This window comes from Streptomyces sp. NPDC048507, assembly GCF_043199995.1.
GTDB lineage: Bacteria > Actinomycetota > Actinomycetes > Streptomycetales > Streptomycetaceae > Streptomyces.
In genome coordinates this window covers 103968-130194 of the sequence record NZ_JBICWZ010000015.1, presented here as the reverse complement: position 1 = coordinate 130194, position 26227 = coordinate 103968, and the positions used below count along the sequence as shown (strand labels likewise).

Annotated in this window: 25 protein-coding genes; 20 read left to right on the top strand and 5 right to left on the bottom strand. The window is 73.9% G+C overall.

Annotated features, from left to right (window positions below):
• Positions 1-111 precede the first annotated feature (111 nt).
• The 7 genes from ACGFXC_RS30820 to ACGFXC_RS30790 all read left to right on the top strand — a co-directional run bounded on the left by ACGFXC_RS30820 (position 112) and on the right by ACGFXC_RS30790 (position 7339).
• A complete protein-coding gene (locus tag ACGFXC_RS30820) occupies positions 112-759 on the top strand; it encodes a class I SAM-dependent methyltransferase (RefSeq protein ID WP_393718157.1) in 648 nt (215 codons plus the stop codon).
• A 698-nt stretch (positions 760-1457) separates the two neighbouring features.
• Positions 1458-2435 carry a TauD/TfdA dioxygenase family protein gene (locus ACGFXC_RS30815; RefSeq protein ID WP_393718156.1) on the top strand — a complete coding sequence of 326 codons (978 nt, stop codon included), beginning with the start codon at positions 1458-1460 and terminating at the stop codon, positions 2433-2435.
• Positions 2436-2495: 60 nt separating this feature from the next.
• A complete protein-coding gene (gene ssuE, locus ACGFXC_RS30810) occupies positions 2496-3053 on the top strand; it encodes an NADPH-dependent FMN reductase (RefSeq protein WP_393718155.1) in 558 nt (185 codons plus the stop codon).
• A gap of 43 nt (positions 3054-3096) precedes the next feature.
• The gene (locus tag ACGFXC_RS30805; protein ID WP_393718154.1) at positions 3097-4158 is read left to right on the top strand and encodes an ABC transporter substrate-binding protein; all 1062 of its coding nucleotides are present in this window, start codon (positions 3097-3099) and stop codon (positions 4156-4158) included.
• Between the two features lie 6 nt (positions 4159-4164).
• Positions 4165-4986, top strand: a complete 822-nt coding sequence (locus tag ACGFXC_RS30800; RefSeq protein WP_393718153.1) for an ABC transporter ATP-binding protein — start codon at positions 4165-4167, stop codon at positions 4984-4986.
• Complete coding sequence (locus ACGFXC_RS30795; protein WP_393718152.1) at positions 4983-5915, top strand: ABC transporter permease; 933 nt, start codon at positions 4983-4985, stop codon at positions 5913-5915. Before ACGFXC_RS30800 ends, ACGFXC_RS30795 begins: the two co-directional genes overlap by 4 nt.
• A gap of 86 nt (positions 5916-6001) precedes the next feature.
• Positions 6002-7339, top strand: a complete 1338-nt coding sequence (locus ACGFXC_RS30790; protein WP_393718151.1) for an LLM class flavin-dependent oxidoreductase — start codon at positions 6002-6004, stop codon at positions 7337-7339.
• 71 nt (positions 7340-7410) lie between these two features.
• On the opposite strand, the gene ACGFXC_RS30785 is transcribed toward ACGFXC_RS30790, so the two are convergent.
• The 3 genes from ACGFXC_RS30785 to ACGFXC_RS30775 form a co-directional block, all read right to left on the bottom strand.
• Positions 7411-8331, bottom strand: coding sequence for an NADP-dependent oxidoreductase (locus tag ACGFXC_RS30785; protein WP_393718150.1), 921 nt, complete (start codon positions 8329-8331; stop codon positions 7411-7413).
• Positions 8332-8415: 84 nt separating this feature from the next.
• Positions 8416-9165: a DUF2470 domain-containing protein gene (locus tag ACGFXC_RS30780; protein ID WP_393718149.1), complete on the bottom strand. Its 750-nt coding sequence runs from the start codon at positions 9163-9165 to the stop codon at positions 8416-8418.
• 44 nt (positions 9166-9209) lie between these two features.
• A complete protein-coding gene (locus tag ACGFXC_RS30775) occupies positions 9210-9881 on the bottom strand; it encodes a TetR/AcrR family transcriptional regulator (RefSeq protein ID WP_393718148.1) in 672 nt (223 codons plus the stop codon).
• A 98-nt stretch (positions 9882-9979) separates the two neighbouring features.
• Here ACGFXC_RS30775 and ACGFXC_RS30770 point away from each other — a divergent pair, with 98 nt between their 5' ends.
• The 4 genes from ACGFXC_RS30770 (at position 9980) to ACGFXC_RS30755 (ending at position 12700) form a co-directional block, all read left to right on the top strand.
• A complete protein-coding gene (locus tag ACGFXC_RS30770; RefSeq protein ID WP_344166147.1) occupies positions 9980-10375 on the top strand; it encodes a cell division protein SepF in 396 nt (131 codons plus the stop codon).
• A 65-nt stretch (positions 10376-10440) separates the two neighbouring features.
• On the top strand, positions 10441-11697 hold the full coding sequence (locus ACGFXC_RS30765) for an ATP-binding protein (RefSeq protein WP_393718147.1): 1257 nt from the start codon (positions 10441-10443) through the stop codon (positions 11695-11697).
• Positions 11694-12092 (top strand): nucleotide pyrophosphohydrolase, encoded by a 399-nt coding sequence (locus ACGFXC_RS30760; RefSeq protein ID WP_393718146.1) that lies wholly within the window; start codon positions 11694-11696, stop codon positions 12090-12092. The genes ACGFXC_RS30765 and ACGFXC_RS30760 overlap by 4 nt, the downstream gene beginning before the upstream one ends.
• A gap of 122 nt (positions 12093-12214) precedes the next feature.
• Positions 12215-12700, top strand: coding sequence for a DUF6099 family protein (locus tag ACGFXC_RS30755; RefSeq protein WP_393718145.1), 486 nt, complete (start codon positions 12215-12217; stop codon positions 12698-12700).
• 95 nt (positions 12701-12795) lie between these two features.
• Here the strand turns inward: ACGFXC_RS30755 and ACGFXC_RS30750 are convergent, their stop codons facing one another.
• The gene (locus ACGFXC_RS30750) at positions 12796-13059 is read right to left on the bottom strand and encodes a hypothetical protein (protein WP_393718144.1); all 264 of its coding nucleotides are present in this window, start codon (positions 13057-13059) and stop codon (positions 12796-12798) included.
• Positions 13060-13260: 201 nt separating this feature from the next.
• Here ACGFXC_RS30750 and ACGFXC_RS30745 point away from each other — a divergent pair, with 201 nt between their 5' ends.
• The 7 genes from ACGFXC_RS30745 (at position 13261) to argF (ending at position 22354) form a co-directional block, all read left to right on the top strand.
• On the top strand, positions 13261-14184 hold the full coding sequence (locus ACGFXC_RS30745; protein ID WP_393718143.1) for an LLM class F420-dependent oxidoreductase: 924 nt from the start codon (positions 13261-13263) through the stop codon (positions 14182-14184).
• A gap of 7 nt (positions 14185-14191) precedes the next feature.
• On the top strand, positions 14192-15052 hold the full coding sequence (gene mmuM / locus ACGFXC_RS30740; RefSeq protein ID WP_393718142.1) for a homocysteine S-methyltransferase: 861 nt from the start codon (positions 14192-14194) through the stop codon (positions 15050-15052).
• Between the two features lie 68 nt (positions 15053-15120).
• Positions 15121-16611, top strand: a complete 1491-nt coding sequence (locus tag ACGFXC_RS30735; protein ID WP_393718141.1) for a 3' terminal RNA ribose 2'-O-methyltransferase Hen1 — start codon at positions 15121-15123, stop codon at positions 16609-16611.
• Positions 16608-19232 carry a polynucleotide kinase-phosphatase gene (locus ACGFXC_RS30730; RefSeq protein WP_393718140.1) on the top strand — a complete coding sequence of 875 codons (2625 nt, stop codon included), beginning with the start codon at positions 16608-16610 and terminating at the stop codon, positions 19230-19232. Before ACGFXC_RS30735 ends, ACGFXC_RS30730 begins: the two co-directional genes overlap by 4 nt.
• Before the next feature lie 167 nt (positions 19233-19399).
• Positions 19400-19897 carry a hypothetical protein gene (locus tag ACGFXC_RS30725; protein ID WP_393718139.1) on the top strand — a complete coding sequence of 166 codons (498 nt, stop codon included), beginning with the start codon at positions 19400-19402 and terminating at the stop codon, positions 19895-19897.
• Positions 19898-19952: 55 nt separating this feature from the next.
• Positions 19953-21179, top strand: coding sequence for an arginine deiminase (locus ACGFXC_RS30720; protein WP_393718138.1), 1227 nt, complete (start codon positions 19953-19955; stop codon positions 21177-21179).
• Positions 21180-21343: 164 nt separating this feature from the next.
• Positions 21344-22354, top strand: a complete 1011-nt coding sequence (gene argF / locus ACGFXC_RS30715) for an ornithine carbamoyltransferase (RefSeq protein WP_393718137.1) — start codon at positions 21344-21346, stop codon at positions 22352-22354.
• Between the two features lie 43 nt (positions 22355-22397).
• Here argF and ACGFXC_RS30710 read toward each other — a convergent pair whose 3' ends face one another.
• Positions 22398-22817, bottom strand: coding sequence for an ATP-binding protein (locus ACGFXC_RS30710; RefSeq protein ID WP_393718136.1), 420 nt, complete (start codon positions 22815-22817; stop codon positions 22398-22400).
• Between the two features lie 241 nt (positions 22818-23058).
• Here ACGFXC_RS30710 and ACGFXC_RS30705 point away from each other — a divergent pair, with 241 nt between their 5' ends.
• Together ACGFXC_RS30705 and ACGFXC_RS30700 are read left to right on the top strand one after the other, a co-directional pair.
• On the top strand, positions 23059-23886 hold the full coding sequence (locus ACGFXC_RS30705; protein WP_393718135.1) for an enoyl-CoA hydratase family protein: 828 nt from the start codon (positions 23059-23061) through the stop codon (positions 23884-23886).
• Positions 23887-23890: 4 nt separating this feature from the next.
• On the top strand, positions 23891-26221 hold the full coding sequence (locus ACGFXC_RS30700) for a bifunctional salicylyl-CoA 5-hydroxylase/oxidoreductase (RefSeq protein WP_393718134.1): 2331 nt from the start codon (positions 23891-23893) through the stop codon (positions 26219-26221).
• Positions 26222-26227 lie beyond the last annotated feature (6 nt).

Sequence of the window (26227 nt, the reverse complement as noted above, 5' to 3'; positions counted from 1 at the left end):
CTTCGGTGCAGATGTCGCAATCCACACCGAACCCGGAGGCCCTCACCCATTTCAAGAACCCAGCACGCGTGTCACCAACGTCCCCGGACAACACACCTAGGGTGCTCGACCGTGACCGATTCCTCTTCGCACCACCGCGCGACGGCCGAGGCCTACGACGCCGTCGCCGTCCTCTACGCCGGACTCTTCCGCGACGCGCTGGCCGGATTTCCGCTGGACCGGGCGGTGCTCGCCGCGTTCGCCGAATCGGTGCGGGCCGCCGGTCCCGGTTCCGGCCCCGTCGCCGAGCTGGGCTGCGGTCCGGGAGCGGTGACCGCGCACCTGCGGGACCTGGGGCTGGACGTCTTCGGCGTCGACCTGTCGCCCGTGATGATCTCCATCGCCCGCGAGGCGTACCCGGACCTGCGCTTCGAGGTCGGCTCCATGGACGCCCTGGAGCTGGCGGACGGCGGGCTGCGGGGCATCGTGTCCTGGTACTCGGTCATCCACGCCCCGCCCGGGGACGTGCCCTCGTACTTCCGCGAGTTCCGGAGGGTGCTGGCGCCCGGCGGCCTGCTCCTGCTCGCCTTCTTCGAGTCGGAGGGCGGGCCGGTCACGCCCTTCGACCACAAGGTGACGACGGCCTGGCGCTGGCCGGCCGACACCCTGGCGGACCTGGCCCGCGACGCCGGCTTCACCGAGACCGGCCGGATGCTGCGCGAGCCGGCCACGGGGGAACGCTTCCGCCGGGGGCACCTGCTGCTGCGCACGGCCGACTGATCCCGCCCCGGGCGGTGCGTGGCGGCGGCATTGCGGGGCCGTGAAATCCAGCCACCGTTTTCGGCCGCCGTGCGGGGGAGAACGGGCAGGTCAGCGCGGGTGTGGCAGGTCTACGGAGGGCCGCGGGGCGGGGGTTGACCGGTGGCGGGGGCGCTGACAGGCTCCGAGCCATGACCGCGAACGTCCACCTCGCCCCGCGGCTCCGCACCTCCGGCCCCTGTCCCGCGCCGGGCCGGTGTCCGGGCCACCGTCACTCCTGACCCGCGCCCCGCGTCCCGGGCCCCGGCGCCCGCCCCCGGCGGGCCCCGCCCCGGAACCGGCCCCGCGGCCCCGCGCCACGGCGCCCGGTCCCGGCGCCCGGGCCGCCCGGCCCGATCCTCCCGCGAGGTCCTGAGGCCGGGCCCTTCGGCCGGCTCGTCCGGCCACCGGGGGAGCGGGACCGGCGGCGCGGACGCCCCGGACCCGCCGCGGGCCGCCCGGCCCGTTCCCCGGGTCGCCCGCGCTCGCCCGGTGGCCGTCCGCCCGGTCCCGCATTCCGCCCACCCGCCGCACCGCACCACCCCGAACCGACCGCCCGTGACGGGGCGGACCCGTGACCCGTCCCCGTACCGAACCGCCTCCGGCACCCCGGAGCGGACGCGCTTCACGTCATTTCTTCCGCAGCGGAAATAAACAGCTCAGAGATCCGAGGAGTCCTCATGACCACGACCACCGCCCCCGCCCCCGCCCCCTCCGTCACCGTCACCCGGCTCGGCGGCCGCATCGGAGCCGAGATCGGGGGTGTGCACCTCGGCGGCGACCTGGCCCCCGGGACCGTCGCCGAGGTCCGTGCCGCGCTCCTCGCCCACAAGGTCGTCTTCTTCCGCGGCCAGGACCACCTCGACGAAGCCGGTCACGAGGCCTTCGCCCAGCTGCTCGGCACCCCCGTCGCCCACCCCACCGTCCCGTCCGCGGACGGCCGTTACGCCCTCGGCATCGACTCCCACCACGGCGCCCGCGCCAACCAGTGGCACACCGACGTCACCTTCGTGCCCGCCTACCCGGCCTTCTCCATCCTCCGCGCCGTCACCATCCCCCCGTACGGCGGCAACACCCTCTGGGCCAACACCGCCACCGCCTACGCCCACCTCCCCGAGCCGCTCCGCGCCCTCGCCGACTCCCTGCGCGCCGTCCACTCCAACGAGTACGACTACGCGGCCCTGAAGCCCGAGGCCCTGCCCGAGGCGCTCGCCCAGTACCGCGAGGTGTTCACCTCCACGAAGTTCCTCACCGAGCACCCGGTGGTCCGCGTCCACCCCGAGACCGGCGAACGCACCCTGCTCCTCGGCAACTTCGTCCAGCGCATCAGCGGACTCACCGGCCGCGACTCGCGCGCCCTCGTGGACCTCTTCCAGGCCCACGTGGAGAGCCCCGAGAACACCGTCCGCTGGCAGTGGCGGGCCGGTGACGTCGCCATCTGGGACAACCGCGCCACCCAGCACTACGGCGTCGACGACTCCGACGACCACGAGCGCACCCTGCGCCGCGTCACCGTCGACGGCGAGGTCCCGGTCGGCCCCGACGGCGTCGCCTCCCGCCTGATCAGCCCGGAAGCCGTCCCGGCCCCGTCCTTCGGCATCCCCTCCGGAGCCTCCGGGGCGCAGCCGTCCGAAGCCGCCGCCCCCGCCACCGCCTGACCCGCCTGCGCCCGCCCCGCCCTGCCGCCGCCCGCACCGCCGTCCGCCCAAGGAGCCACCGTGCCCAAGCTGCTCGCCCTCACCGGGAGCCCCTCCACCCACTCCCGTACCGCCGTCGTCGCCGATCACGTGCTGCGCCGCCTCTCCCACTCCGGGTTCGAGACCGCCCACCTCGCCGTGCGCGACCTGCCCGCCGCCGACCTCCTCGCCGCCCGCCGCGGTGAGCCGGAGATCCGCCGCGCCCTCGAAGCCGTCGCCGCGGCCGACGGACTCGTCATCGCGACCCCGGTCTACAAGGCCTCGTACACCGGACTGCTCAAGGCCTTCCTCGACCTGCTCCCGCAGGACGGACTGGCCGGCAAGACCGTCCTTCCACTCGCCACCGGCGGCAGCCTCGCCCACGTCCTGACCATCGACTACGCCCTGCGCCCGGTCCTCGCCGCCCTCGGCGCCCGGCACGTCACCGCGGGCCGGTTCGTCCTGGACTCCTCCGTCGAGCGCGGATCCGGCCCCGACCGGCTGCGCCCCGAGGCGGAACTGGACCTCTTCCAGGCCGTCGACGAGTTCTCCGAGGCCCTGCGCACCGCCGCGACGCCCGCCCTGACCGCAACCCCCTGACCCCGCGCCCCCACCACCGCGCACCCAGCGACAAGGACCCGTCATGCCCGCAGCCTCCGCCCCGACCATCCGCTCCCGGCGCCAGTTCCTCACCCTGCTCGGCATCTCGGCGGCCGCGGTGAGCTGCGGCACGGCCACCGCCACCGGCGGGTCCGCTCCGGGGGCCGGATCCGCAGCCGCGCCCGGCAAGCAGATCACCGCCCTGAAGTACCAGGGCGCGGTCGGCGCCGTCACCCCGCCCGAACTCGCCGCCGACCTCGGCTTCCTCGGCAACCTCACCCTGGACTGGGTCGGCAACACCATCAGCGGCCCGCAGGACATCCAGTCCGCCGCGACCGGCCAGACCCACTTCGGCGGCGCCTTCAACGGCGCGGTGGTCAAACTCGCCGCGGGCAAGGCCCCCGTCAAGGCCGTCATCTCCTACTACGGCTCCGACAAGGACACCAACCTCGGGTACTACGTCCTGGAGGACAGCCCGATCCGGTCCGCCCGCGACCTGATCGGCAAGAAGGTCGGCATGAACACCCTGGGCGCCCACGCCCAGGCCCTCCTCGACATCTACCTGGGCCGGGGCGGGCTCTCCCGGGCCGATTCCGACAAGGTCGAGGCCCTCGTCGTCCCGCCCGTCAACATCGAACAGGCACTGCGGCAGAAGCAGATCGAGGTCGGCGTGCTCAGCGGGGTGCTGCGCGACAAGGCCGTCGCCACGGGCGGCATCCGCCCGCTGTTCAGCGACTTCGACCTGCTGGGCGCCTTCAGCGGCGGTACGTACGTCATGACCGAGCGCTTCATCAAGGAGAACCCGGACACCGTACGGACCTTCGTGACGGGCGTCGGCAAGGCACTCGACTGGGCCCGCACCACGCCCCGCGAGGAGGTCGTCGCCCGCCTCACGAAGATCGTCACCGGGCGCGGCCGCAACGAGGACACCTCGACGCTGAAGTACTGGCGCTCGTACGGGGTCGCCGCACCCGCCGGGCGGATCGAGGAGAAGGAGTTCCAGCTCTGGATCGACTGGCTGGCCGAGCGCGGCGAGGTCAAGAAGGGCCGGCTGCGGGCCGCCGACCTGTTCACCAACGAGTTCAACGCCACCGGGAAGGGCTGAGTCCGCATGGCGAAGATCGTGTTCGAGTCGGTCACCAAGACCTTCCCGACGAAGGACCGCGGGTCCGCGGGCGAGTTCACCGCCCTCGACGGCATCGACCTGGAGATCGCCGCGGGCGAGTTCCTGGTCGTCGTCGGCCCCAGCGGCTGCGGCAAGTCCACCCTCCTGGACCTGCTCGGCGGCCTCACCCGTCCCACCTCCGGCCGCGTCCTGCTCGACGGCCGGCCGGTCACGGGGCCGGGCCTGGACCGGGGCACCGTCTTCCAGCAGTACGCGCTGCTGCCGTGGCGCACGGCGCTGGGCAACGTCGAGTTCGGGCTGGAGGCGACCGGCGTCCCGCGCCGCCAACGGGCCGCCAAGGCGCGCGAGTTCCTCGATCTGGTCGGCCTCGGCGGTTTCGAGGACCGGCACCCGCACGAGCTCTCCGGCGGCATGCGCCAGCGCGTGGCGATCGCACGCTCCCTGGCGTACGACCCGGACGTCCTGCTGATGGACGAACCGTTTGCCGCGCTCGACGCGCAGACCCGCGAGTCCCTCCAGGACGAACTGCGCCGCATCTGGCAGCGCACCGGCAAGACCGTCGTCTTCATCACGCACGGCATCGAAGAGGCCGTGTACCTCGGCCAGAAGGTGGCCGTCATCACCTCCCGCCCGGGCAGGGTCAAGGAGGTCGTCCCGGTCTCCTTCGACGACCGGGACGGCGGAGCGACGGGCGAAGACCTGCGCTCCAGCCCGGAATTCGCCCGCTACCGCCACGAGATCTGGACCCTGCTCCACGACGAGGTGGCCCGCGCGCAGCGACTGGAGAAGGAAGAGGCCACCGCATGAGCACCGACACCCACACCCCGACACCCGCTCCCGCCCCCGTACGGGCGACCGCGCCGGGCGGCCCCGTACGCGAGGACGCCCGTACGGAGCCGGAGCGGCCCGCCGCACCCCGCCCGGCGGCGAAGGCCCCGGCCCCGCGCCCCGCCCGGGCGGCGGCGGCCACCGCGCTGCGCCTGCTGCGCTCCGGCCTGCTGCGTTCGGCGGCGGTCCTGCTGCTGCTCGCGGTGTGGGAGGGCGCGCCCCGGGCCGGGCTGGTCGACGCCACCTTCCTGCCGCCCGTCAGCGAGGTCGCCCGGGCCTGGTGGGAGCTGCTCGGCGACGGCCAGCTGTGGGAGCACACCCGGGCCAGCCTCACCCGGTCCTTCGGGGGATTCGCCATCGCAGTGGTGATCGCCGTCCCGCTGGGGCTCCTGATCGGCTGGTACCGGCCCGTCGCCGCGTTCCTCGGCCCGCTGCTGGAGCTGTTCCGCAACACGGCGGCGCTCGCCCTGCTGCCGGTCTTCGTGCTCCTGCTCGGCATCGGGGAGACCTCGAAGGTGTCGATCGTCGTCTACGCCTGCGTGTGGCCGATCCTGCTGAACACCATCAGCGCCGTCGGCAACGCCGACCCGACCCTCGTCCGGCTGGCCCGGTCGATGGACCTGTCGACGCCGAAGCTCTTCCAGAAGGTGATCCTGCCCTCGTCGGTCCCGTCGATCTTCACCGGGATCCGGCTCGCCGGGGCCGTCTCGATCCTCGTCCTCGTGGCCGCCGAGATGATCGGTGCCAAGGCCGGACTGGGCTACCTGATCAACGCCTCGCAGTTCAACTTCGCGATCCCGCAGATGTACGCCGGGATCGTCACGATCTCCGCGATCGGCGTGGCCTTCAACCAGGTCCTGGTCACCATCGAGCGCCGCCTCAGCCTCTGGCGCCTGCCCGCGTCCTGACCGGCCGTCACCCGCTGCCGTCATTCACCCGTCGCCCGTCGCCCGTCCTCCGCGGAGCGCGCTCCGCGTCCACCCAGGGAACAGCCATGTCCGCACCCCGCACGCTCCACCTCAACGCCTTCCTCATGAACGCCGGCCACCACGACGCCGCCTGGCGCCACCCGGCCGCCAGCCCCGAACGCGTCACCGACCTGCGCTACTTCCAGGAACTGGCCCGCACCGCCGAGCGCGGCCGGCTCGACTCGATCTTCTTCGCCGACGGCCTCGCCCTCTGGGGCAAGGCCCGCCACAACGCCCTCGGCGGGTTCGAGCCGCTGACCCTGCTCTCCGCCATCGCCGCCGTCACCGAGCACATCGGGCTCATCGCGACCGTCTCCACCACCTTCAACGAGCCCTTCCACACCGCCCGCAAGTTCGCCTCCCTCGACCACATCAGCAACGGCCGCGCCGGCTGGAACATCGTCACCTCCGGCACCGTCGACGAGGCCCGCAACTTCAACCAGGACGAGCACCTGGAGCACGGCCTGCGCTACGACCGCGCCCGCGAGTTCCTCGACGTCGCCACCAAGCTCTGGGACAGCTGGGAGGACGACGCGATCGTGCTCGACAAGGAGCGCGGGGTCTACGCCGACACCGACAAGCTGCACCCGGCCGCCCACCGGGGCACCTACTTCGGCGTCGCCGGACCGCTGAACGTCCCCCGCTCGCCCCAGGGGCACCCGCTCCTGGTCCAGGCGGGCTCCTCCGAGGACGGCAAGGAGTTCGCCGCCCAGTACGCGGAGGCCGTCTTCACTGCGCAGCAGACCCTCGCCGACGGCCAGACCTTCTACAAGGACCTCAAGTCCCGCCTCGCCCGCTACGGCCGCGCCGAGCACGAGCTCCTCGTACTGCCCGGCATCGCGCCCGTCATCGGCTCCACCGAGGCCGAGGCGAAGGCCCTGGAGCAGGAGCTCACCGACCTCCAGGTCCCCGAGTACGGCCTGGCGCAGCTCTCCGGCATGCTCGGCGTCGACCTGAGCGGCGCCGACCTCGACGGCCCGCTGCCCGAGCTGCCCGAGGAGCGGGACATCAACGGCAACAAGAGCCGCTTCACGCTGGTGGCCGAACTGGGCCGCCGCGACGGACTCACCCTGCGCGAGCTGATCGCCCGCCTCGGCGCCGGCCGCGGCCACCGGGTCTTCGCGGGCACCCCCGAGCAGATCGCCGACCAGCTGGAGGAGTGGTTCACGCATGGCGCCGCCGACGGCTTCAACGTCATGGCGCCCGTCCTGCCCACCGGTCTCACGGACTTCGTCGACCACGTGGTGCCGCTCCTCCAGCGCCGCGGCCTCTTCCGCACCGAGTACACCGGAGCCACCCTCCGCGAGAACTACGGTCTGCCGCGCCCCGCGAACCGCCACGCCGGCGCACGGGCGGCGGGCTGACCGCCGGCCGACCGTACGGGGCCGCCGCCGGCCGGGCGGGCGGCGGCGTCCCGGTGGGGGAGGGGCCGGGGTCAGACGCTGAGGACGATCTTGCCCCGGGTGCGGCCCGACGCGCTCAGCTCCCAGGCGGCGGCCGCGTCGGCGAGCGGCAGCACGTGCTCCACGTTGACCTTCAGCCGGCCGGAGTCGGCCAGTTCCGCGAGGGTGGTGAGGTCGGCCGTGGAGGCGCGGGCCCAGATGTGCTTGGCACCCTTGGAGCCGGCGTCGTTGTCGGCGACGGAGATCACCGGGCCGCCCTCGCGGACGACCGACTGGAGCAGCTCGACGCCGCCCTCGCCGTAGAAGTCGAGCCCGGCGTCGACGCCTTCGGGGGCCAGTGCGGCGATCCGCCCGGCCACCCCGTCCCCGTACAGCACGGGTTCGGCGCCCAGCGAGCGCAGGTACTCGTGGTTGTGCGCGCCCGCCGTGCCGAGGACGCGGGCGCCCAGCGAGACGGCGATCTGCACGCCCAGCGAGCCGACGCCGCCCGCCGCGGAGTGGATGACGACGGTCTGCCCGGCGGTGACACCGGCGCGGGTGATCGCCTGGTACGAGGTGAGCCCGGCCAGCGGCAGGCCCGCGGCCTGCTCGAAGCTCAGCCCGCGGGGCTTGCGGGCGAGGGTGCGCACGGGGGCGGTGACCAGCTCGGCGTAGGTGCCCAGCTGCACCCATTCCTTGCGGACGTAGCCGTAGACCTCGTCGCCGACCGCGTAGTCGTCGGTGTCGGGGCCGACGGCCTCCACGATCCCGGCGACGTCCCAGCCGGGGATGACGGGGTGGCGGACCTCGAGGACGTGCCCGAGGAAACCGGCGGCGAGCTTCCAGTCCACGGGGTTGACGCCGGCCGCCTTGACGCGGACGAGCACCTCGCTCGGACCGACCTTGGGTTCCGGTACCTCCACGAGTTCCAACGCGGTCGGAGTTCCGTACGTGCTGTAGCTGATTGCCTTCATGTACGGCCCAACGACCCTCCTGCGGAGGGGTATTCCGGCGGGCGGCGCCGCACCGGGGTTCCTCCAGGGATCCTCCGGCGATCCTCAGGCGGGCAGCGTGTTGCGGTGCGAACGCCGCCGCGCCGCGCTGAGCAGGGCCTGGATCTGGGCGCCCGACTGCTCGACGTCGTCCAGCGGGGAGGGGAACGGCAGCCGCACGTCACGGTGGCCGCGCCGCTCCTCCAGCCGCAGGGTGATGCCGTAGCGGTCCAGGGCGAGCGGGAGCGCGCGCAGCACGGTGGCCGCGGGAGCGGGCCGCACCAGCCGCAGCAGCAGGGTGACGAGCTCGGGGTGGTCGTCCAGCAGGTGGGTCAGCATGCCGGCCTCGTAGGGGGCGAGCGGATCGGGCCAGGCCCGGTCCAGCTCCTCCAGCCCGATGTACGCGGTCCCGTCCGAGGTCTCCAGCACCGCCTGGGAGTACTCCACGCTGGTGCTGGTGCCGGGCGCGGAGTGCTCGTCCGCGTACGGGGTCAGCAGGCGGCCCAGCACGGTGACGCGGGCGCGCACCCGGTCGCGCACCGGCGTGGGGGCGATGTCGGTGAACTCCAGCCGGATCGCGGGGCGTTCGTCGGGCGCCTCGGCCGGGTCCTGGCCGGCCGCGGGTGCGGCGGGGTGCAGGTGCAGCCGGCCCAGGACGTCGGAGCCGTCGAGGTGGCGGACCTCGTGGTGCACGCCGTCGATGACCACGGTCATGGAGTGCGCGGCGGCCAGGGCGGACCGGACGCGTTCGGCGGCGGTCGGTTCGGCGGCGGGCGTGGCGGGGGCGGCAGTGGCGGGGTCACCGGGCAGGCGCATGCGGAGGTCTCCGTCATCCCAGGAGGAGGTTAGGTATGCCTAACCTAACTCATCTCGGGGTCGGGGAGTACCCCGCGGGCCAGCCGGCCGAGGGCTTCGGCGATCCGTTCGGGGGCGAGACCCAGGGTGTGCCGCTGGAACTGGTAGACCTCCGGGGCGAGCGGGCTGAGCAGGACGTCCACGCTGACGTCGGGATCCTCGGCCCCCGCGGCCAGCAGCAGCCCCCGGACGTGGGCCCGCCAGTTGCGGTAGGTGCCCCGGCAGAACCGGTCGGGCCCCGGACGGATGCCCAGGGCCAGCGGGAGGTGCCGCTCCAGGTGCTCCAGCGCGGCGGCGTAGAAGGCCGCCAGCCGCGGACCGGGCGCCGCGCCGGGCCCGAGCGGGGGCGGCCCGAAGGCCAGCCGTCCGTGGAGGATGCGCTCGTCCTCGTCGAGCAGGGCCGCCGCGACGGACGCCGGATCGGGGAAGCGCCGGTAGAGGGTGGCCCGGCCGACCCCGGCGGCCTTCGCGATCTGGTCCATCGTCACCGACGCGGGATCGCGCTCCGTGAACAACTGCTCGGCCGCCGCCAGGATCTGCGCGCGGTTGCGGACCGCGTCCGCGCGCGGCGGCCCGCGGCGGGCGGCGGGCGGGGCCCCGCCCTCGGGGGCGGTGCGGCGCAGGGGCCCGGTGCCCGCGATGTCGCGTACCGTGCGGACCTCGTCGCCATTGGTCATGGCGGCGACCCTACGTGCTTCGTGTCGGTGTTGGGCTGAACGGGTGAAACACGAGAGGATGGGGGGATGCACATGAAGCGCACGGCCGAGGCGGCCCGGTGAGCAGGTACGACGTCACGGACGAACAGTGGGAGGGGCTCGCGCAGGTGGTACCCCTGCGCAGTCGCAACGAATGGCCCTCCCGGGTGGACCACCGCACGATCCCGAAGGCCCCCGGGGCGTCCGCGGCGGAACAGCGGCGCTTCGTGGTGATCCGGGTCCAGATCTTCGCCGACGCGCGGGAGGTGGCGGAGTACCTGATCGCGCAGATCCCGGTGCTGCTCGACCTCACCGGCGCGGACGGCGAAGTCGCCAAGCGCATCCTCGACTTCAGCAGCGGCGTCGTGTTCGGGCTGGGCAGCGGGATGCACCGGGTGGACCGCAACGTCTTCCTGCTCGCGCCGGTCGGGACCGAGGTCGAGGGGATCGCGGCGGCGGCCGTCCCCCGATCGTAGGAAGGTCACGGCGGCGGAACGGTTCGCCGGACCCGGGGACGGCCGGGCGGACCTACCGTCCGGCCATGGACGCCATCCTGGACGCGGCGCGGCCCGCCGCCACCCCCTCCCCTTCCGCCGCTGCTCCCTCCTCCCGCCCCGCCCCCGCCGCTTCTTCCGTCCCCTCGGGGGCGGGTCCGGGCGGCGCGCCGCCCGCCCGGCCCGTCGTCACCGAACTCCGGCTCTCCGCCTACGGCCGACACCGCTCGGCGGTGTTCCCGCTGGGGCCCGTCACCCTGTTCGCCGGAGCGAGCGGCAGCGGCAAGTCCCAGGCCCTGGAGGCGTACGCGGCCCTCGCCCGGCTCGCCTCGGGGACCCGCCTGGAAGAGGTCTTCCCGGACCCGGCGGCCCGGGTGCCCGAGCGGGCCGTGCCCGACGCCGACGGACGCCGCGGCTTCCGCATCGGCTGTACGGTCGACGGCCCGGCCGGACCGGTCAGCCTCGACCTCGCCGTCCAGGCCGAACCCGGGCTGCGGGTCGTCGGCGAACGCCTCTCCCAGGACGGCCAGATCCTCCTCGCCACCGCCCTGCGCGATCCGCGCCGGCGCTCCGTCCAGGCCGCCTGGCTCACCGGCGGCGCCATCGGCGTGACCCGCGCCCCGCTGCCCGACGACCGGCTCGGCACCGCCCTGCTGCCGCTGCGCGTCGCCGGGTCCACCGCCGGGCAGCGCCGGGTGCTGGCCGCCGCCGAGCAGGTGGTGGTCGCGCTGCGCTCCGTGTTCCCGTGCGACCCCATGCCCGGCCGGATGCGCGGGCCCGTCCCGCGGGGCGACGGCCGGCTGCGCGGTGACTGCGCGAACCTGGCCGACGTACTGCGCCGGACCCGCCACGAGTGCGGCACCCGGCACGCCCTGCTCGCGGCGGCGGCCCGCACCGGCTGCGCGGGCCCGGTGGCCGCGCTGGACGTCCGCGAGGCCGGGGAGGCCGGCGACGGCTGGGTGGCGGGGGTGCTCGACCGGGGTCCCGGCCGGCCCGCGACCGACCTCGGCCGGCTCGGCGCGGGCGAGCTGCGCTTCCTCGCGCTGGCCCTGGTCCTGCTCACCGGGCCCGGGGTGCTGGAGGTGGAGCCGGCCGCCGACGTGCTCGCCGCCCGGCAGGCGCTGACCGTGCTCGCCGACGACCTCGACCGGGGGCTGGACCGGCGGCAGGGCGCCGAACTGCTGCGGCTGGCGCTGCTGTCGGGGGGCCGGGGGCACGTCCGGCTCGTGGGGTCGGTCGGGGAGGACGGCGCGGGAACCGCGCGGAGGATCCCCGGCGTCTCGGTGGTAGACCTGACCCCATGAGTACCGCCCCCGACAACGACAACGAGGCGCCGAAGCCCCCGCAGGGTGACCGGCTCCGGCAACTCCAGCTCCGGCTGGCCGACTTCGCGGCCGCCCGGAACTGGGGCCCGTACCACACGCCCAAGAACCTGGCCGTGGCCCTGAGCGTGGAGGCCGCCGAACTGGTCGAGATCTTCCAGTGGCTGACACCGGAGCAATCGGCCGCGATCATGGAGGAGCCCGAAAACGCACACCGCGTGACCGACGAGGTGGCCGACGTACTCGCGTATCTGCTGCAATTCTGTGAGGTTCTCGGGGTGGATGTGCTGGATGCGCTCGCCGCGAAGATCGAGAGGAACGAGGCCCGTTTCCCCGTGACCGGCCCTTCGACCATTGATCGTCACTCTTCGGAGTGATGGCGTCATCCACAACCATGTTTGTGTCCACAGATTTCCGAATACCCCTGGCTTTACTGGCTCCTTGCCTTCACTCTGGGTAGTGGAGAACGGCGGGATGTCGTGCGGACGGGGGACGGCATATGGATGCGGTACGGCTCATCGCGGCCGGCCGGCACGCGCTGGCACAGAGCGGGGCTGCGTGGGACATCGTGGGCGAGGCCTGGCAGGCCCAGGCGCTCGCGCAGGGGATGGGGAGCTGGCTGGCGGTCACCGGACCGCCGGAGCTGAGAGCGGAGGCACGTGGGCTGGGGGAAGCGGGAGGCAGAGGCTGCGGGGTCATCGACCGGGCGGCGCTGCGCGGCGAGGGCAGCGCGCCCGAGCAGCCGCCGCGCGCGGCACGGCTGACCGAGGTCACCGATGTGCGCCAGGCGCTGCTCGGGCTCCAGGCGCTGCTGGGCGAAGTCGGCATAGCGCTCGTCGGGGTGGCCTGCGGGACGGATGACGAGGGCCTGTACTGGCAGTGCATAGAGTCGATCGACGCGGCCGACGAGTCGAGCGACCGGGTCCGTGCGCTGCTGCGGCGGATGACCGTACGGGAGCGGGGGTCCGCCTCGGGCGTGGTCTGAGTCCCGGTCGCCGGTCGCCGAATCACCGGTGGTCGGTGGCCCCGGGGGTCCCGCCGTACGTGTGACGGGACCCCGTACGGGTCAGCGGCCGGGCATCAGTGGCGTTCGCTCCCGTACGTGGAGCCGCCGGGGGAGACCGCGGTGGCGGGAGGCGTGCGGTCCGCGGAGTGCTGGAGGTCGGCGTCGAGCTGGGAGAGGTCGGCGTTCAGTGCCGCCATCAGCTCTTCCATCTGCTGGAGCAGGCCCTTCGGCGCGCCGCCCTGGGCGGGTGCCGTGGGCTCCTGACGTGCGTGGTCGTGCGCTGCCTGTCCGGTCTGTCCGGTCTGTCGGGGGTGCTCCGGCGCGGACTCATGGGACATGGCGGCCTCCTCGGCCCTGGCCCTTCCGGTGCGGAAGGGGGCGGTGGACGCACCGGCGAGAGGCCGCCGGCGCGCGGGCCGGGCGGTCCGGCTCCGTCGGAGAAACGATCCCCATCGGCGCTGGTCACTGGCGGGGCGCGGGGTGGACCTTCCGGTTGACGCAGATTCACCCGGCAGGGGCCGGAGGGGCAGGATGGGGGCATGGACCTTCGCATCTTCACCGAGCCGCAGCAGGGCGCCGACTACGACACCCTCCTGACCGTCGCCAAAGCCACCGAGGACCTCGGCTTCGACGCCTTCTTCCGCTCGGACCACTACCTGCGGATGGGATCCGCAGACGGTCTGCCCGGCCCCACCGACGCCTGGATCACCCTCGCGGGCCTGGCCCGCGAGACCCGGCGGATCCGGCTGGGCACCCTGATGACGGCCGGTACCTTCCGGCTGCCCGGCGTGCTCGCGATCCAGGTGGCGCAGGTCGACCGGATGTCCGGCGGCAGGGTCGAACTGGGCCTGGGCGCGGGCTGGTTCGAGGAGGAACACAAGGCGTACGGGATTCCCTTCCCGGCGGAGCGCATGGCCCGGCTGGAGGAGCAGCTGGCCATCGTCACCGGCCTGTGGGCCACCGAGCCCGGCGCCACCTTCGACTACCGGGGCGCGCACTACCAACTGGAGAACTCCCCGGCCCTGCCCAAGCCCGTCCAGGCCAAGGTGCCCGTCCTGGTCGGCGGCCACGGAGCCCGGCGTACCCCGCGCCTGGCCGCGCGGTACGCGGACGAGTTCAACATGCCGTTCGCCTCCGCCGCCGACAGCGAGCGGCAGTTCGGCCGGGTCCGGGCGGCTGCCGCGGAGGCGGGCCGCGGGGCCGGCGACCTCGTCTACTCCAACGCCCTGGTGGTGTGCGTGGGCAAGGACGACGCGGAGGTCGCCCGGCGCGCCGCCGTCATCGGCCGCGAGGTGGACGAACTGAAGGCCAACGGCCTGGCCGGCTCACCGGCCGAGGTCGTCGAGAAGATCGGCACGTACGCCGCCATCGGCTCCTCCCGCCTCTACCTCCAGCTCCTCGACCTCGACGACCTCGACCACCTGGAGCTGATCTCGGCCCAGGTCCTGTCCCAGCTCGGCTAGGCGCGCCGTGCCCCGCGCGACCGGCCCCCTCGCCGACGCCCTCGCCCGCCGGGCGGTGCTCCTGGACGGCGGGCTCGGCAACCAGCTCACCGCCCTGGGCGGTGACCTGTCCGGCGGCCTCTGGACGGGCCGGGTGCTCGCCGAGCAGCCGGCCCGGGTGGAGGCCGCCCACACGGCCTACGCCCGGGCCGGCGCCGAGGTGCTGATCACCGCGAGCTACCAGGTGGGGCACGACCCGGAGCTGCTGGAGCGGAGCGTCGTGGTGGCCGGCCGGGCCGCCCGGGCGGCGGAGCACGCGGTCTGGGTGGCCGCCTCCGTGGGCCCGTACGGGGCGGTCCTCGCCGACGGCTCGGAGTACCGCGGTCGGTACGGGATCGGCGTCAGCGCCCTGGCCGCCTTCCACCGCCCCCGGATCGACGCCCTGCGCGGGGCGGACGTCCTGGCCCTGGAGACCGTCCCGGACACCGAGGAGGCCGAGGCCCTGCTGCGGGTGCTGGCCGGCACCGGGGCCCGCGCCTGGCTGAGCTATACCGTCGCCGACGGCCGCACCCGGGCCGGCCAGCCCCTCGACGAGGCCTTCGCCCTGGCGGCCGCCGCCCCCGAGGTGATCGCGGTCGGCGTCAACTGCTGTGCTCCGGCCGACGTACTGCCGGCCCTGCGGGCGGCGGCCTCCGTCACCACGAAACCCCTGCTGGCCTACCCCAACGACGGCTCGCTCTGGGACGCCGCCACCCTGACCTGGCACGCCCCGGCCGCCCCCGCCCCCTGGGACGTCCCGGCCTGGCGCGCGGCGGGCGCCCGCCTCATCGGCGGCTGCTGCCGCGTCGGCCCGGACGACATCGCGGCCCTGGCCCCCCGCCTCCGCTGACCCGCACCCCGCCGGACGGCACGAAAACCAGGGGCGCCGGACCGCTCCCGTGAACCAGAATCGGCCGGGTGTTCCTGACGATCTCCACCACCGGCACCCCCGAACGACCCGCCACCGACCTGGGCTTCCTGCTGCACAAGCATCCCGGGAAGGCGCAGGCGTTCGCCACCTCCCACGGCACCGCCCACGTGTTCTACCCCGAGGCCACGGCCGCGCGGTGCACGGCGGCCCTGCTGCTGGAGGTGGATCCCGTCGCACTCGTGCGGCGCGGCCAGGGCAAGGGCCGTGGCGGAGCACCCGACACGGCGCTCGCGCAGTACGTCAACGACCGCCCGTACGCCGCCTCCTCGCTGCTCGCCGTGGCGCTCGGCGGCGTCTTCCGCAGCGCCCTGGCCGGCCGGTGCGCGGCCCGGCCCGAACTGCCGCCGAGGCCGCTCCCGCTGCGCGTCGAGATACCCGTACTGCCCGCCCGGGGCGGCGCGGAGCTGGTGCGCCGGCTGTTCGGCCCGCTCGGCTGGAACTCCGTACGCACCGAGCCCGTCGTCCTCGACGAACGCTTTCCCGAATGGGGCGACAGCCGCTACGTGCGGCTCGTCCTGGAGGGCGAGCTCGGGCTCCAGGACGCCCTGCGCCAGCTGTACGTGCTGCTGCCCGTGCTGGACGACGCCAAGCACTACTGGATCGCCCCCGACGAGGTCGACAAGCTGTTGCGCGCCGGAGACGGCTGGCTCGCGGGCCACCCCGAGCACGCCCTCATCGCCGCCCGGTACCTGGCCCGGCACAAGCGGCTCACCCAGCACGCCCTGGAGCGGCTGGAACTGGCCCGCCTCGCCGAAGCCGACGGCAGCGAGGCCGGAGAACTCGACGACGCGGTGGAGGACGCAGTGGACGAAGCGGCGGCCGACGCGGCGGCGGCCGGGCCGGCCGTACCGCTCGCGGTGCGGCGGCGCGAGGCCATCCTCGCCGCTCTGCGCACCGCCGGCGCGGCCCGGGTGCTCGACCTGGGGTGCGGTCAGGGCCAGCTGGTGCAGGCGTTGCTGAAGGACGTCTCGTTCACCGAGATCGTCGGCGTCGACGTCTCGATGCGGGCGCTGGGCACCGCCGCCAAACGGCTGCGCCCGGACCGGATGGGGGAGCGCCAGAGTTCCCGCGTCAGCCTGCTGCAGGGCTCGCTCGCGTACACCGACAAGCGGCTGGCCGGTTACGACGCGGCCGTGCTCAGCGAGGTCATCGAGCACCTGGAGCTGCCGCGGCTGCCCGCGCTGGAGTACGCGGTCTTCGGCGCGGCCCGGCCCCGCACGGTGCTCGTGACCACCCCGAACGTCGAGTACAACGTCCGCTGGGAGTCCCTGCCCGCCGGGCACGTCCGCCACCGCGACCACCGCTTCGAATGGACCCGCGAGGAGTTCCGCGGCTGGGCGGGCCGGGTCGCCGCCCGGTTCGGCTACACCGTCGCGTACGTACCCGTCGGAGACGAGGACCCCGACGTGGGGCCGCCGACGCAGATGGCCGTCTTCACCGCCGCCACCGACACCCCGAAGGAGGGCGAGGCAGCATGACCACCCCCGCGACCACCCCGGCAACCACCCCCACCACCCCCGCCATCCCCGCCGCCCCCCGCGTGCTTCCCGTCACCGACCTGTCCCTCGTCGTCCTGATCGGGGCCACCGGATCGGGCAAGTCCACCTTCGCGCGCAAACACTTCAAGCCCACCGAGGTCCTCTCCTCGGACTTCTGCCGGGGACTGGTCGCCGACGACGAGAACGACCAGAGCGCCAGCAAGGACGCCTTCGAGGTGCTCCACCACATCGCGGGCAAGCGGCTCGCCGCCGGACGCCTGACCGTCGTGGACGCCACCAGCGTCCAGGCCGAATCGCGCCGCGCGCTGGTCCGGCTCGCCCGCGAGCACGACGTGCTGCCCATCGCGATCGTCCTGGACGTGCCGGAGGCCGTCTGCGCGGCCCGCAACGCCGCCCGCCCGGACCGGGCGGGCCTGCCCCGCCGGGTCATCCAGCGCCACCGCTCCGAACTGCGCCGCTCGCTGCGCGGCCTGGAACGCGAGGGCTTCCGCAAGGTGCACGTCCTGCGCGGAGTGGAGGAGGCCGAGACGGCCGAGGTGGTGCTGGAAAAGCGGTTCAACGACCTCACCCACCTCACCGGCCCCTTCGACATCATCGGTGACGTCCACGGCTGCGCCTCCGAGCTGGAGACCCTGCTCGCCGCGCTCGGTTACGAGGACGGCGTCCACCCCGCCGGCCGCACCGCCGTGTTCGTCGGCGACCTGGTCGACCGCGGCCCCGACAGCCCGGCCGTCCTGCGCCGCGTGATGGGCATGGTCCGGTCCGGCGACGCCCTGTGCGTGCCCGGGAACCACGAGAACAAGCTCGGCCGTTACCTCAAGGGCTCGAAGGTCCAGCTGACCCACGGGCTCGCGGAGACGGTCGAACAGCTCGGGCGCGAGTCCGAGGAGTTCGTGCGGGAGGTACGGGAGTTCATCGCCGGGCTGGTCAGCCACTACGTCCTCGACGGCGGCCGGCTGGTGGTCTGCCACGCCGGGCTGCCCGAGAAGTACCACGGCCGCACCTCCGGCCGGGTCCGTTCGCACGCCCTCTACGGGGAGACCACCGGCGAGACCGACGAGTTCGGCCTGCCCGTGCGCTACCCGTGGGCGCAGGAATACCGGGGCAAGGCCGTCGTGGTCTACGGACACACGCCGGTCCCCGACACCGCCTGGATCAACAACACCATCTGCCTCGACACCGGAGCCGTCTTCGGCGGCCGGATGACCGCCCTGCGCTGGCCCGAGCGCGAACTGGTCGACGTACCGGCCGAGAAGGTCTGGTACGAGCCGGTCCGGCCGCTCGTCGCCGAGGTGCCGGGAGGGCACGACGGGCGTCCGCTGGACCTGGCGGACGTGCACGGCCGGCGCGTCGTGGAGACCCGCCACCTGGGCAACGTCGGCGTCCGCGAGGAGAACGCGGCGGCCGCCCTGGAGGTCATGAGCCGCTTCGCGGTGGACCCCCGCCTGGTGCCCTACCTCCCGCCGACCATGGCGCCGACGGCCACCTCCACGGAGGAGGGCCACCTCGAACACCCCGCCGAGGCCTTCGCGCAGTACCGCGCCGACGGCATCGGGCGGGTGGTGTGCGAGGAGAAGCACATGGGCTCCCGGGCCACCGTCCTGCTCTGCCGGGACGCGGGCGCGGCCCGCGAACGCTTCGGCGTGGAGGACGGGGTCACCGGCTCCGTCTACACCCGCACCGGCCGCCCCTTCTTCCAGGACCCCGCGGTCACCGAGGAGTTCCTCGCCCGGCTGCGCGCCGCCGTCGGTGCCGCAGGCCTCTGGGAGGAACTGGACACCGACTGGCTGCTGCTGGACGGCGAACTGCTGCCCTGGTCCCTGAAGTCCACCGGGCTGCTCCGCAACCAGTACGCCGCCGTCGGCGCGGCCTCCCGGGCCGTCTTCCCGGACGTCCTCGCCGCCCTGGAGGCGGCCGCCGCCCGCGGCGTGGAGACCGGCGCCCTGCTGGAGCGCCAGCGCGGCCGGGCCGCCGACGCCGCCGCCTTCACCGCGGCGTACCGGCGTTACTGCTGGAGCACCGACGGGCTGGACGGCGTACGGTTCGCGCCGTTCCAGCTGCTCGCGGCGGCGGGCCGCTCACTGGCCGCCGTGCCGCACGACGAGCAGCTGGCCTGGCTGGACCGGCTCGCGGACGCCGATGAACGGACCGCCCGCGAGCGGGCCGCCGAGGGCGCGCAGGCCGCTCCGCTGCTGCGGCGCACGCGCCGGATCCTCGTCGACACCGAGGACGGGGACTCCGTGCGGGCCGGCACCGACTGGTGGCTGGAGCTGACGGCGGCAGGCGGCGAGGGCATGGTCGTCAAACCCCTCCGGGCGTACGCCCGGGACGGCAAGGGCCGCCTCGTGCAGCCGGGGGTGAAGGTGCGCGGGCGCGAGTACTTGCGGATCATCTACGGTCCGGAGTACACGCGTCCGGAGCAGCTGCAGAAGCTGCGCGGACGCTTCCTCGGGCACAAGCGCTCGCTGGCCCTGCGCGAGTACGCGCTCGGGCTGGAAGCGCTGGACCGGCTGACGGAGGGGGAGCCGCTGTGGCGGGTCCACGAGGCGGTGTTCGCCGTCCTCGCCCTCGAATCGGAGCCGGTCGACCCCCGGCTGTGATCCGCGCCGCCCGGCACGCGCCGTAAAGCGGGAGCCCCCGTACGGCCCGGAATTAGGTCGTATGGGGGAACTTTCGCGGAGAACTCCGGGGAAACCCCCGGCGGGATCGTTCATCCAGGGCAGCGGAATGTCCGCGACCCTGGAAGGACGGAACGTCACCTATGAAGATGACCGCGCGCGGAAGCATTGCGGCACTCCTGACCTGTATGGCCGCGGCCGGCGCGGCCACCCCGGCCGTGGCCGACGCGGTTCCCGTGGGAGTCCCGCTGGAGGCGGTGGAGACCACGCTGGGCGTGCCCGTCCCGCACCTGGCCACCGCGGTCCCGGTACCGGTCGTCGGAGCTCCGGAGGCGCCCCGTCAGCACAAGGGCGACATGCTCCCGACCCCACTGCTCCCGGTGGTGCCGATCGCCACCGACCTCGGTGCCACCAAGCTCACCTCGCCCGTGCCCAACCTCGCGGGCGCGCCGGAGACGGACGGGGAGGGGTCGCTGGAGTCCCCGGACACCACGCTGCGCACCCGCAGCCCCGGCGCGGTCCTGGGCGCCCCGCTGACCATGCCGGACGGCAGCAACTACGGGCTGCCGAACCTGACGGCGCCCAAGCTGGGCGTGGTCGCCCCCGAGGTGATCGGCGCCCCGACGGCACTTCTCGGCCTGCGCTGAGCCCGCGGGGCCGACGCCGGGTCAAAAAGCCGTTCGGTCTGGGAACGTGTACGGCATGGGATTCCATGTCGACTCCGAGACCGGGCGGCTGCGCCGCGTCATCCTCCACCGGCCCGACCTGGAGCTGAAGCGGCTCACACCAAGCAACAAGGACGCCCTGCTCTTCGACGACGTGCTGTGGGTGCGCCGGGCCCGTCAGGAGCACGACGGGTTCGCGGACGTGCTCCGCGACCGGGGGGTCGCCGTGCACCTCTTCGAGGACCTGCTGCGGGAATCCCTGGAGATCCCCGAGGCGAGACACCTCGTACTGGACCGGGTCTTCTACGAGAAGGAGTACGGTCCGCTCGCCACCGATCACCTGCGGGCGGTGTTCGACGGGCTGTCCTCGGCGGACCTCGCGCAGGCGCTGGTCGGCGGGATGACCAAGCGGGAGTTCCTGGAGCGGCACGCCGAGCCCGTCTCGGTGCGCTTCCACGTCCTGGACATGGACGACTTCCTGCTCGGCCCGCTGCCCAACCACCTGTTCACCCGGGACACCTCCGCGTGGATCTACGACGGGGTGTCGATCAACGCCATGCGCTGGCCCGCCCGGCGCCGGGAGACCGTGCACTTCGAGGCGATCTACCGGCACCACCCGCTCTTCACCGGCTCCGGCGCCTTCCACTACTGGTCGCAGGGGCAGGCGGACTACCCCTCGACGATCGAGGGCGGGGACGTCCTGGTCATCGGCAACGGAGCGGTGCTGATCGGGATGAGCGAGCGGACCACCCCGCAGGCGGTGGAGATGCTCGCACGGGGGCTGTTCGCGGCCGGCTCGGCGACGGCCATCGTGGCGCTCGACATGCCCAAGCGGCGCGCCTTCATGCACCTGGACACGGTGATGACCATGGTCGACGCGGACACCTTCACCCAGTACGCGGGGCTCGGCATGCTGCGCTCCTACACGATCAGGCCCGGCGAGCGGGCCGGTGAACTGCGGGTCACCGACCACCCGGCGGAGCACATGCACCGGGCGATCGCCGAGGCGCTGGGCCTGGAGCGGATCCGGGTGCTGACGGCCACCCAGGACGTGCACTCCGCGGAGCGCGAGCAGTGGGACGACGGCTGCAACGTGCTGGCGGTGGAACCGGGGGTGGTCGTCGCCTACGAGCGGAACGTCACGACCAACACGCACCTGCGCAAGGAGGGGATCGAGGTGATCGAGATCCCGGGCAGCGAGCTGGGGCGGGGCCGGGGCGGTCCGCGCTGCATGAGCTGCCCTGTACAGCGGGACGCGGTGTGACCGGGTGGCCGGGTGGCCGGGTGACCTGGTGACCTGCTGGTCGGCTGACCTGGGGTGACGGGGTCTGACGCGCCAAGGGGCTGTATATCAATGCAGAGGATCGTATATACTTCCAACCCTCCCCTGCCAGTGTCCCCTGTCAGCACCCCTCTGGAGCGTCACCCATGGCCACCGACCTCTTCGGCCGCAGTTTCCTCAAGGAGCTCGACTTCACCGCCGCCGAGTTCCGCGGTCTGGTCGACCTCGCCGCCGAACTGAAGGCCGCGAAGAAGGCCGGGGCCGAGCGGCGCCGCCTCCAGGGCAAGAACATCGCGCTGATCTTCGAGAAGACCTCGACGCGCACGCGCTGCGCCTTCGAGGTGGCCGCCGCCGACCAGGGCGCCCACACCGTCTACCTCGACCCCAGCGGATCGCAGATGGGCCACAAGGAGTCCGTCCGCGACACCGCGCGGGTGCTCGGGCGGATGTTCGACGGCATCGAGTACCGGGGCGACAGCCAGGAGGCGGTCGAGGAGCTCGCGGCGCACGCGGGCGTGCCCGTCTTCAACGGCCTCACCGACGACTGGCACCCCACCCAGATGCTGGCCGACGTGCTCACGATGACCGAGCACAGCGCCAAGCCGCTGGACCGGCTCGCCTTCGCCTACCTCGGCGACGCCCGCTTCAACATGGGCAACTCCTACCTGATCACCGGCGCCCTGCTGGGGATGGACGTACGGATCGTCGCGCCCGAGGCGTACTGGCCGGACGCGGCCGTGGTGGCGCGGGCCCGGGAGCTGGCGCTGACCAGCGGCGCGCGCATCACGCTGACCGAGGAGGTCGCGCAGGGCGTGGCGCAGGCCGACTTCGTGGCGACCGACGTCTGGGTCTCGATGGGGGAGTCCAAGGAGGTCTGGGACGAGCGGATCACGGCCCTCGCCCCGTACGCCGTCACCATGGAGGTGCTGCGCGCGACCGGGAACCCGGACGTGAAGTTCATGCACTGCCTGCCCGCCTACCACGACCTGGGCACCAAGGTGGCCCGGGAGGTCCACGAGCGGCACGGCCTGGACTCGCTGGAGGTCACGGACGAGGTGTTCGAATCGGCGCACTCCGTCGTCTTCGACGAGGCCGAGAACCGGCTGCACACCATCAAGGCCGTGCTCGTCGCGCTGCTCGCGAAGCCCGGCGCGTAGCGGACGGTACGAGCCCCGGCGGGCCCGTCCCGGCGGGCGCGTTTCAGGCGGGTGCGGCGCAGGCCGGCAGGGTGAACCAGACGGCCTTGCCGCGCTCGGTGCGCCGGTGGCCGCAGGCGGAGCTCAGGGCGCGGATCAGCAGCAGGCCCCGGCCGTGCTCCTGCCAGGGGTCGGGCGGGGTGTCGTCGCGGCGGGTGGTGAGATCGCCCGGCGGCCGGGGGTCCCCGTCGTGCACCTCGACCTGGCAGCCGTTCGCCAGCAGCTCCACGACCAGCTCGATCGGCGCGCCCCCGGTGGTGTGCTCGACGGCGTTGGCGACCAGCTCGGCGGTCAGCAGCTCCGCGGTGTCCGGGTCGGCGGCCGGCCCGGTGTCCGTGAGGGCGCTGCGGACCAGGGCGCGGGCGAGCGGCACGGCGGCGGTCGTGTGGGGGAGCGCGATCCGCCAGGCGGAGGCGTCGGGCAAGGCGGTCCGTCCGTTCCGGGGTTCGGGGCGGGGGCGGGGGCGAGGCGGGTTCGGGGCGGGGTCGGGGCGGGGTCGGGGCGGCGTCCTCGACGGGGCGGTCTGGTGAAGCGGAAGGGAATTCCTCCTTTCAACGATACGAAGTGGAAATCCGGAGCCGCAGGGCACCCCGGCCGAAGCGCGCCGAAGCGTCGCTGTCGCGTTTTCCTGACGGCGGTCACCAACCGGTGATACCGTCGTTCCCGTGAGCCCCTTCACCGGTTCCACCCCAGCGACAGGACAGTGGCGCCACCTGCGGGTGACCCGGCAGGACGGCGTCGCCACCGTCACCCTCGACCGCCCCGAGAAGCTGAACGCGCTCACCTTCGGCGCTTACGCCGACCTGCGCGACCTGCTCGCCGAACTCTCCCGCGAACGCTCCGTCCGCGCCCTCGTGCTCGCGGGCGAGGGCCGGGGCTTCTGCTCCGGCGGCGACGTGGACGAGATCATCGGCGCCACCCTCGCCATGGACACGGCCCAGCTCCTCGACTTCAACCGGATGACCGGCCAAGTGGTCCGGGCCGTCCGCGAATGCCCCTTCCCGGTGATCGCCGCCGTGCACGGGGTGGCTGCCGGAGCCGGTGCGGTGCTCGCCCTCGCGGCCGACTTCCGCATCGCCGACCCCACCGCGCGCTTCGCCTTCCTCTTCACCCGGGTCGGCCTCTCCGGCGGGGACATGGGCGCCGCCTACCTGCTGCCCCGCGTCGTCGGCCTCGGCCACGCCACCCGGCTGCTGATGCTCGGAGAACCCGTACGCGCGGCGGAGGCCGAGCGGATCGGCCTGCTCAGCGAGCTCGTCGACGAGGGCAAGGCCGATGCGCGGGCCGCCGAACTGGCCGCCCGCCTCGCCGCCGGACCCGCCCTCGCCCACGCCCAGACCAAGGCCCTGCTGACGGCCGAGCTGGACATGCCGCTGGCCGCCTCGGTCGAACTCGACGCCAACACCCAGGCGCTGCTCATGCACGGCGAGGACTACGCGGAGTTCCACGCGGCCTTCACCGGCAAGCGGCCGCCCCAGTGGAAGGGCAGGTAGCGCCGTGCGCGTGGCCGTCCTCGGCGCAGGACCCGGGGGACTGTACGCCGCCGCGCTGCTCGCCCGGCAGGGACACCGGGTGGAGGTGTGGGAACGGGGCGCCCCCGACGACACCTTCGGCTTCGGCGTCGTCCTCTCCGACGACACCCTGGGCGGCATCGAACGGGCCGACACCGCCGTCCACACCGCCCTCGGCGCCGAGTTCGTGCGCTGGGACGACGTGGAGGTCGTCCACCGGGACCGGCTGCTCACCTCCGGCGGCCACGGCTTCGCCGCGCTCGGCCGGCGCCGGCTGCTGGAGATCCTGCACGAACGCTGCGCGGGCCTCGGGGTCCGGCTCCGCTTCCGCACGCCGGCGCCCGACGCGTGGGAGCTCGCGAAGACGTACGACCTGGTCGTCGCGGCGGACGGGGTGCACAGCGCGACCCGGGGGAGCGGCGCCGCGCACTTCCGCCCGATCGTGACCGAAGGCCGGTGCCGCTACATCTGGCTGGCCGCCGACTTCGCCTTCGACGCCTTCCGCTTCGAGATCGCAGAGACCGCGCACGGTGTGGCGCAACTGCACGCGTACCCGTACTCCGCCGACTCCTCGACCGTGATCGTGGAGATGCGGGAGGAGGTGTGGCGGGCCTCGGGCCTCGACCTGTGCGACGAGGAGGAGTCCGCCGCGCGCTGCGCCAAGCTGTTCGCCGACGCGCTGCGCGGACGGCCGCTGCGCGGGAACCGGTCCGCCTGGACCCGCTTCCGCACCGTCGTCAACGAGCGGTGGTCGCACGGGAACGTGGTGCTGCTCGGCGACGCCGCGCACACGGCCCACTTCTCGATCGGCTCCGGCACCAAACTCGCCGTCGAGGACGCGCTCGCGCTCTCGGAGGCACTGGCGCAGGTGTCGTCCGGCGGCCCGGCGGGGGCCCTCGCGGCGTACGAGGCGGCGCGGCGGCCCGGCGTGGCCAGCACCCAGCGGGCGGCGGCCGCCAGCATGCGCTGGTTCGAGGAGATCGAGGGGTACGTCGGCCAGCCGGCCCGGCAGTTCGCCTTCAACCTGCTCACGCGCAGCCGGCGGGTGACGCACGAGAACCTGCGGCTGCGCGACGCCCGCTTCACGCGCGCGGTGGAACGGGAGTTCGGCTGCCCGCAAGAGGCGGCCGCGGGCGGGACCGGGACGCCGTCCGAAGCGGGGGCGTCCGAAGTGGTGTCCGGAGCGGCGCCCGAAGCGGCGTCCGAAGCGGCGGGAACCCCGCCGATGTTCACGCCGTTCACCCTGCGGGGGCTGACCCTGCGCAACCGGGTGGTCGTCGCGCCCATGGACATGTACTCGGCGCGGGACGGCGTACCGGGCGACTTCCACCTGGTGCACCTGGGCCAGCGCGCCCTGGGCGGGGCCGGACTGGTCCTCACGGAGATGGTCTGCGTCAGCCCCGAGGGCCGGATCACCCCCGGCTGCGCGGGCCTTTGGAACGCGGAGCAGACGGCCGCCTGGAAGCGGATCGCCGACTTCGTCCACACCTCCGCGCCCGGCACCGCCCTCGGCGTCCAGCTCGGCCACGCGGGCCGCAAGGGTTCGACGCGGGTCATGTGGGAGGGCATGGACGAACCGCTGCCCGAGGGCAACTGGCCGCTGGGCGCCGCCTCCGCGCTGCCCTACAAGCCGGGCGTGTCCGCCGTTCCGCGCGCCCTGACGGCCGGGGACCTCGCCGCGGTCCGCTCCGATTTCGCCGCGGCCGCGGTACGGGCCGTCGAATGCGGCTTCGACCTGCTCGAACTGCACTGCGCGCACGGCTACCTGCTGTCCGGCTTCCTGTCCCCGCTCACCAACCACCGTACCGACGCCTACGGCGGCTCCCTGGAGAACCGGCTGCGCTTCCCGCTGGAGGTCTTCGACGCGGTCCGGGCGGTCTGGCCGGCGCGGCGCCCCGTGACGGTCCGGATCTCCGCGGCCGACTGGGCGCCCGGCGGCACCACCCCGCAGGACGCGGAGGGGATCGCCGCGGCCTTCGCCGCACACGGAGCGGACGCCGTCCACGTGTCCACGGGGCAGGTCGTCGCGGACGAGGACCCGGAATTCGGGCGTTCCTACCAGACCCCCTACGCCGACCGGATCCGCAACGCGCTCGGCGTGCCCGTCATCGCCGTCGGCGCCATCTCCTCCTGGGACGACGTCAACTCCCTGCTGCTGGCCGGGCGGGCCGACCTGTGCGCGCTCGGCCGTCCGCACCTGTACGACCCGCACTGGACCCTGCACGCGGCTGCCGAGCAGGGGTACGAGGGGCCGGGCGCGCCGTGGCCCGCGCCGTACCGGGCGGGCAGCCGCAGGCCCCCGACGGGCAAGGGCTGACCGGCC

Bases quoted from the DNA above. Each gene is read 5' to 3' on its own strand.
- ACGFXC_RS30815 (WP_393718156.1), top strand. From the start codon at position 1,458: ATGACCACGACCACCGCCCCCGCCCCCGCCCCCTCCGTCACCGTCACC.
- ACGFXC_RS30805 (WP_393718154.1), top strand. From the start codon at position 3,097: ATGCCCGCAGCCTCCGCCCCGACCATCCGCTCCCGGCGCCAGTTCCTC.
- ACGFXC_RS30800 (WP_393718153.1), top strand. From the start codon at position 4,165: ATGGCGAAGATCGTGTTCGAGTCGGTCACCAAGACCTTCCCGACGAAG.
- ACGFXC_RS30795 (WP_393718152.1), top strand. From the start codon at position 4,983: ATGAGCACCGACACCCACACCCCGACACCCGCTCCCGCCCCCGTACGG.
- ACGFXC_RS30790 (WP_393718151.1), top strand. From the start codon at position 6,002: ATGTCCGCACCCCGCACGCTCCACCTCAACGCCTTCCTCATGAACGCC.
- ACGFXC_RS30785 (WP_393718150.1), bottom strand. From the start codon at position 8,331: ATGAAGGCAATCAGCTACAGCACGTACGGAACTCCGACCGCGTTGGAA.
- ACGFXC_RS30780 (WP_393718149.1), bottom strand. From the start codon at position 9,165: ATGCGCCTGCCCGGTGACCCCGCCACTGCCGCCCCCGCCACGCCCGCC.
- ACGFXC_RS30775 (WP_393718148.1), bottom strand. From the start codon at position 9,881: ATGACCAATGGCGACGAGGTCCGCACGGTACGCGACATCGCGGGCACC.
- ACGFXC_RS30765 (WP_393718147.1), top strand. From the start codon at position 10,441: ATGGACGCCATCCTGGACGCGGCGCGGCCCGCCGCCACCCCCTCCCCT.
- ACGFXC_RS30760 (WP_393718146.1), top strand. From the start codon at position 11,694: ATGAGTACCGCCCCCGACAACGACAACGAGGCGCCGAAGCCCCCGCAG.
- ACGFXC_RS30755 (WP_393718145.1), top strand. From the start codon at position 12,215: ATGGATGCGGTACGGCTCATCGCGGCCGGCCGGCACGCGCTGGCACAG.
- ACGFXC_RS30750 (WP_393718144.1), bottom strand. From the start codon at position 13,059: ATGTCCCATGAGTCCGCGCCGGAGCACCCCCGACAGACCGGACAGACC.
- ACGFXC_RS30745 (WP_393718143.1), top strand. From the start codon at position 13,261: ATGGACCTTCGCATCTTCACCGAGCCGCAGCAGGGCGCCGACTACGAC.
- ACGFXC_RS30730 (WP_393718140.1), top strand. From the start codon at position 16,608: ATGACCACCCCCGCGACCACCCCGGCAACCACCCCCACCACCCCCGCC.
- ACGFXC_RS30725 (WP_393718139.1), top strand. From the start codon at position 19,400: ATGACCGCGCGCGGAAGCATTGCGGCACTCCTGACCTGTATGGCCGCG.
- ACGFXC_RS30720 (WP_393718138.1), top strand. From the start codon at position 19,953: ATGGGATTCCATGTCGACTCCGAGACCGGGCGGCTGCGCCGCGTCATC.
- argF (WP_393718137.1), top strand. From the start codon at position 21,344: ATGGCCACCGACCTCTTCGGCCGCAGTTTCCTCAAGGAGCTCGACTTC.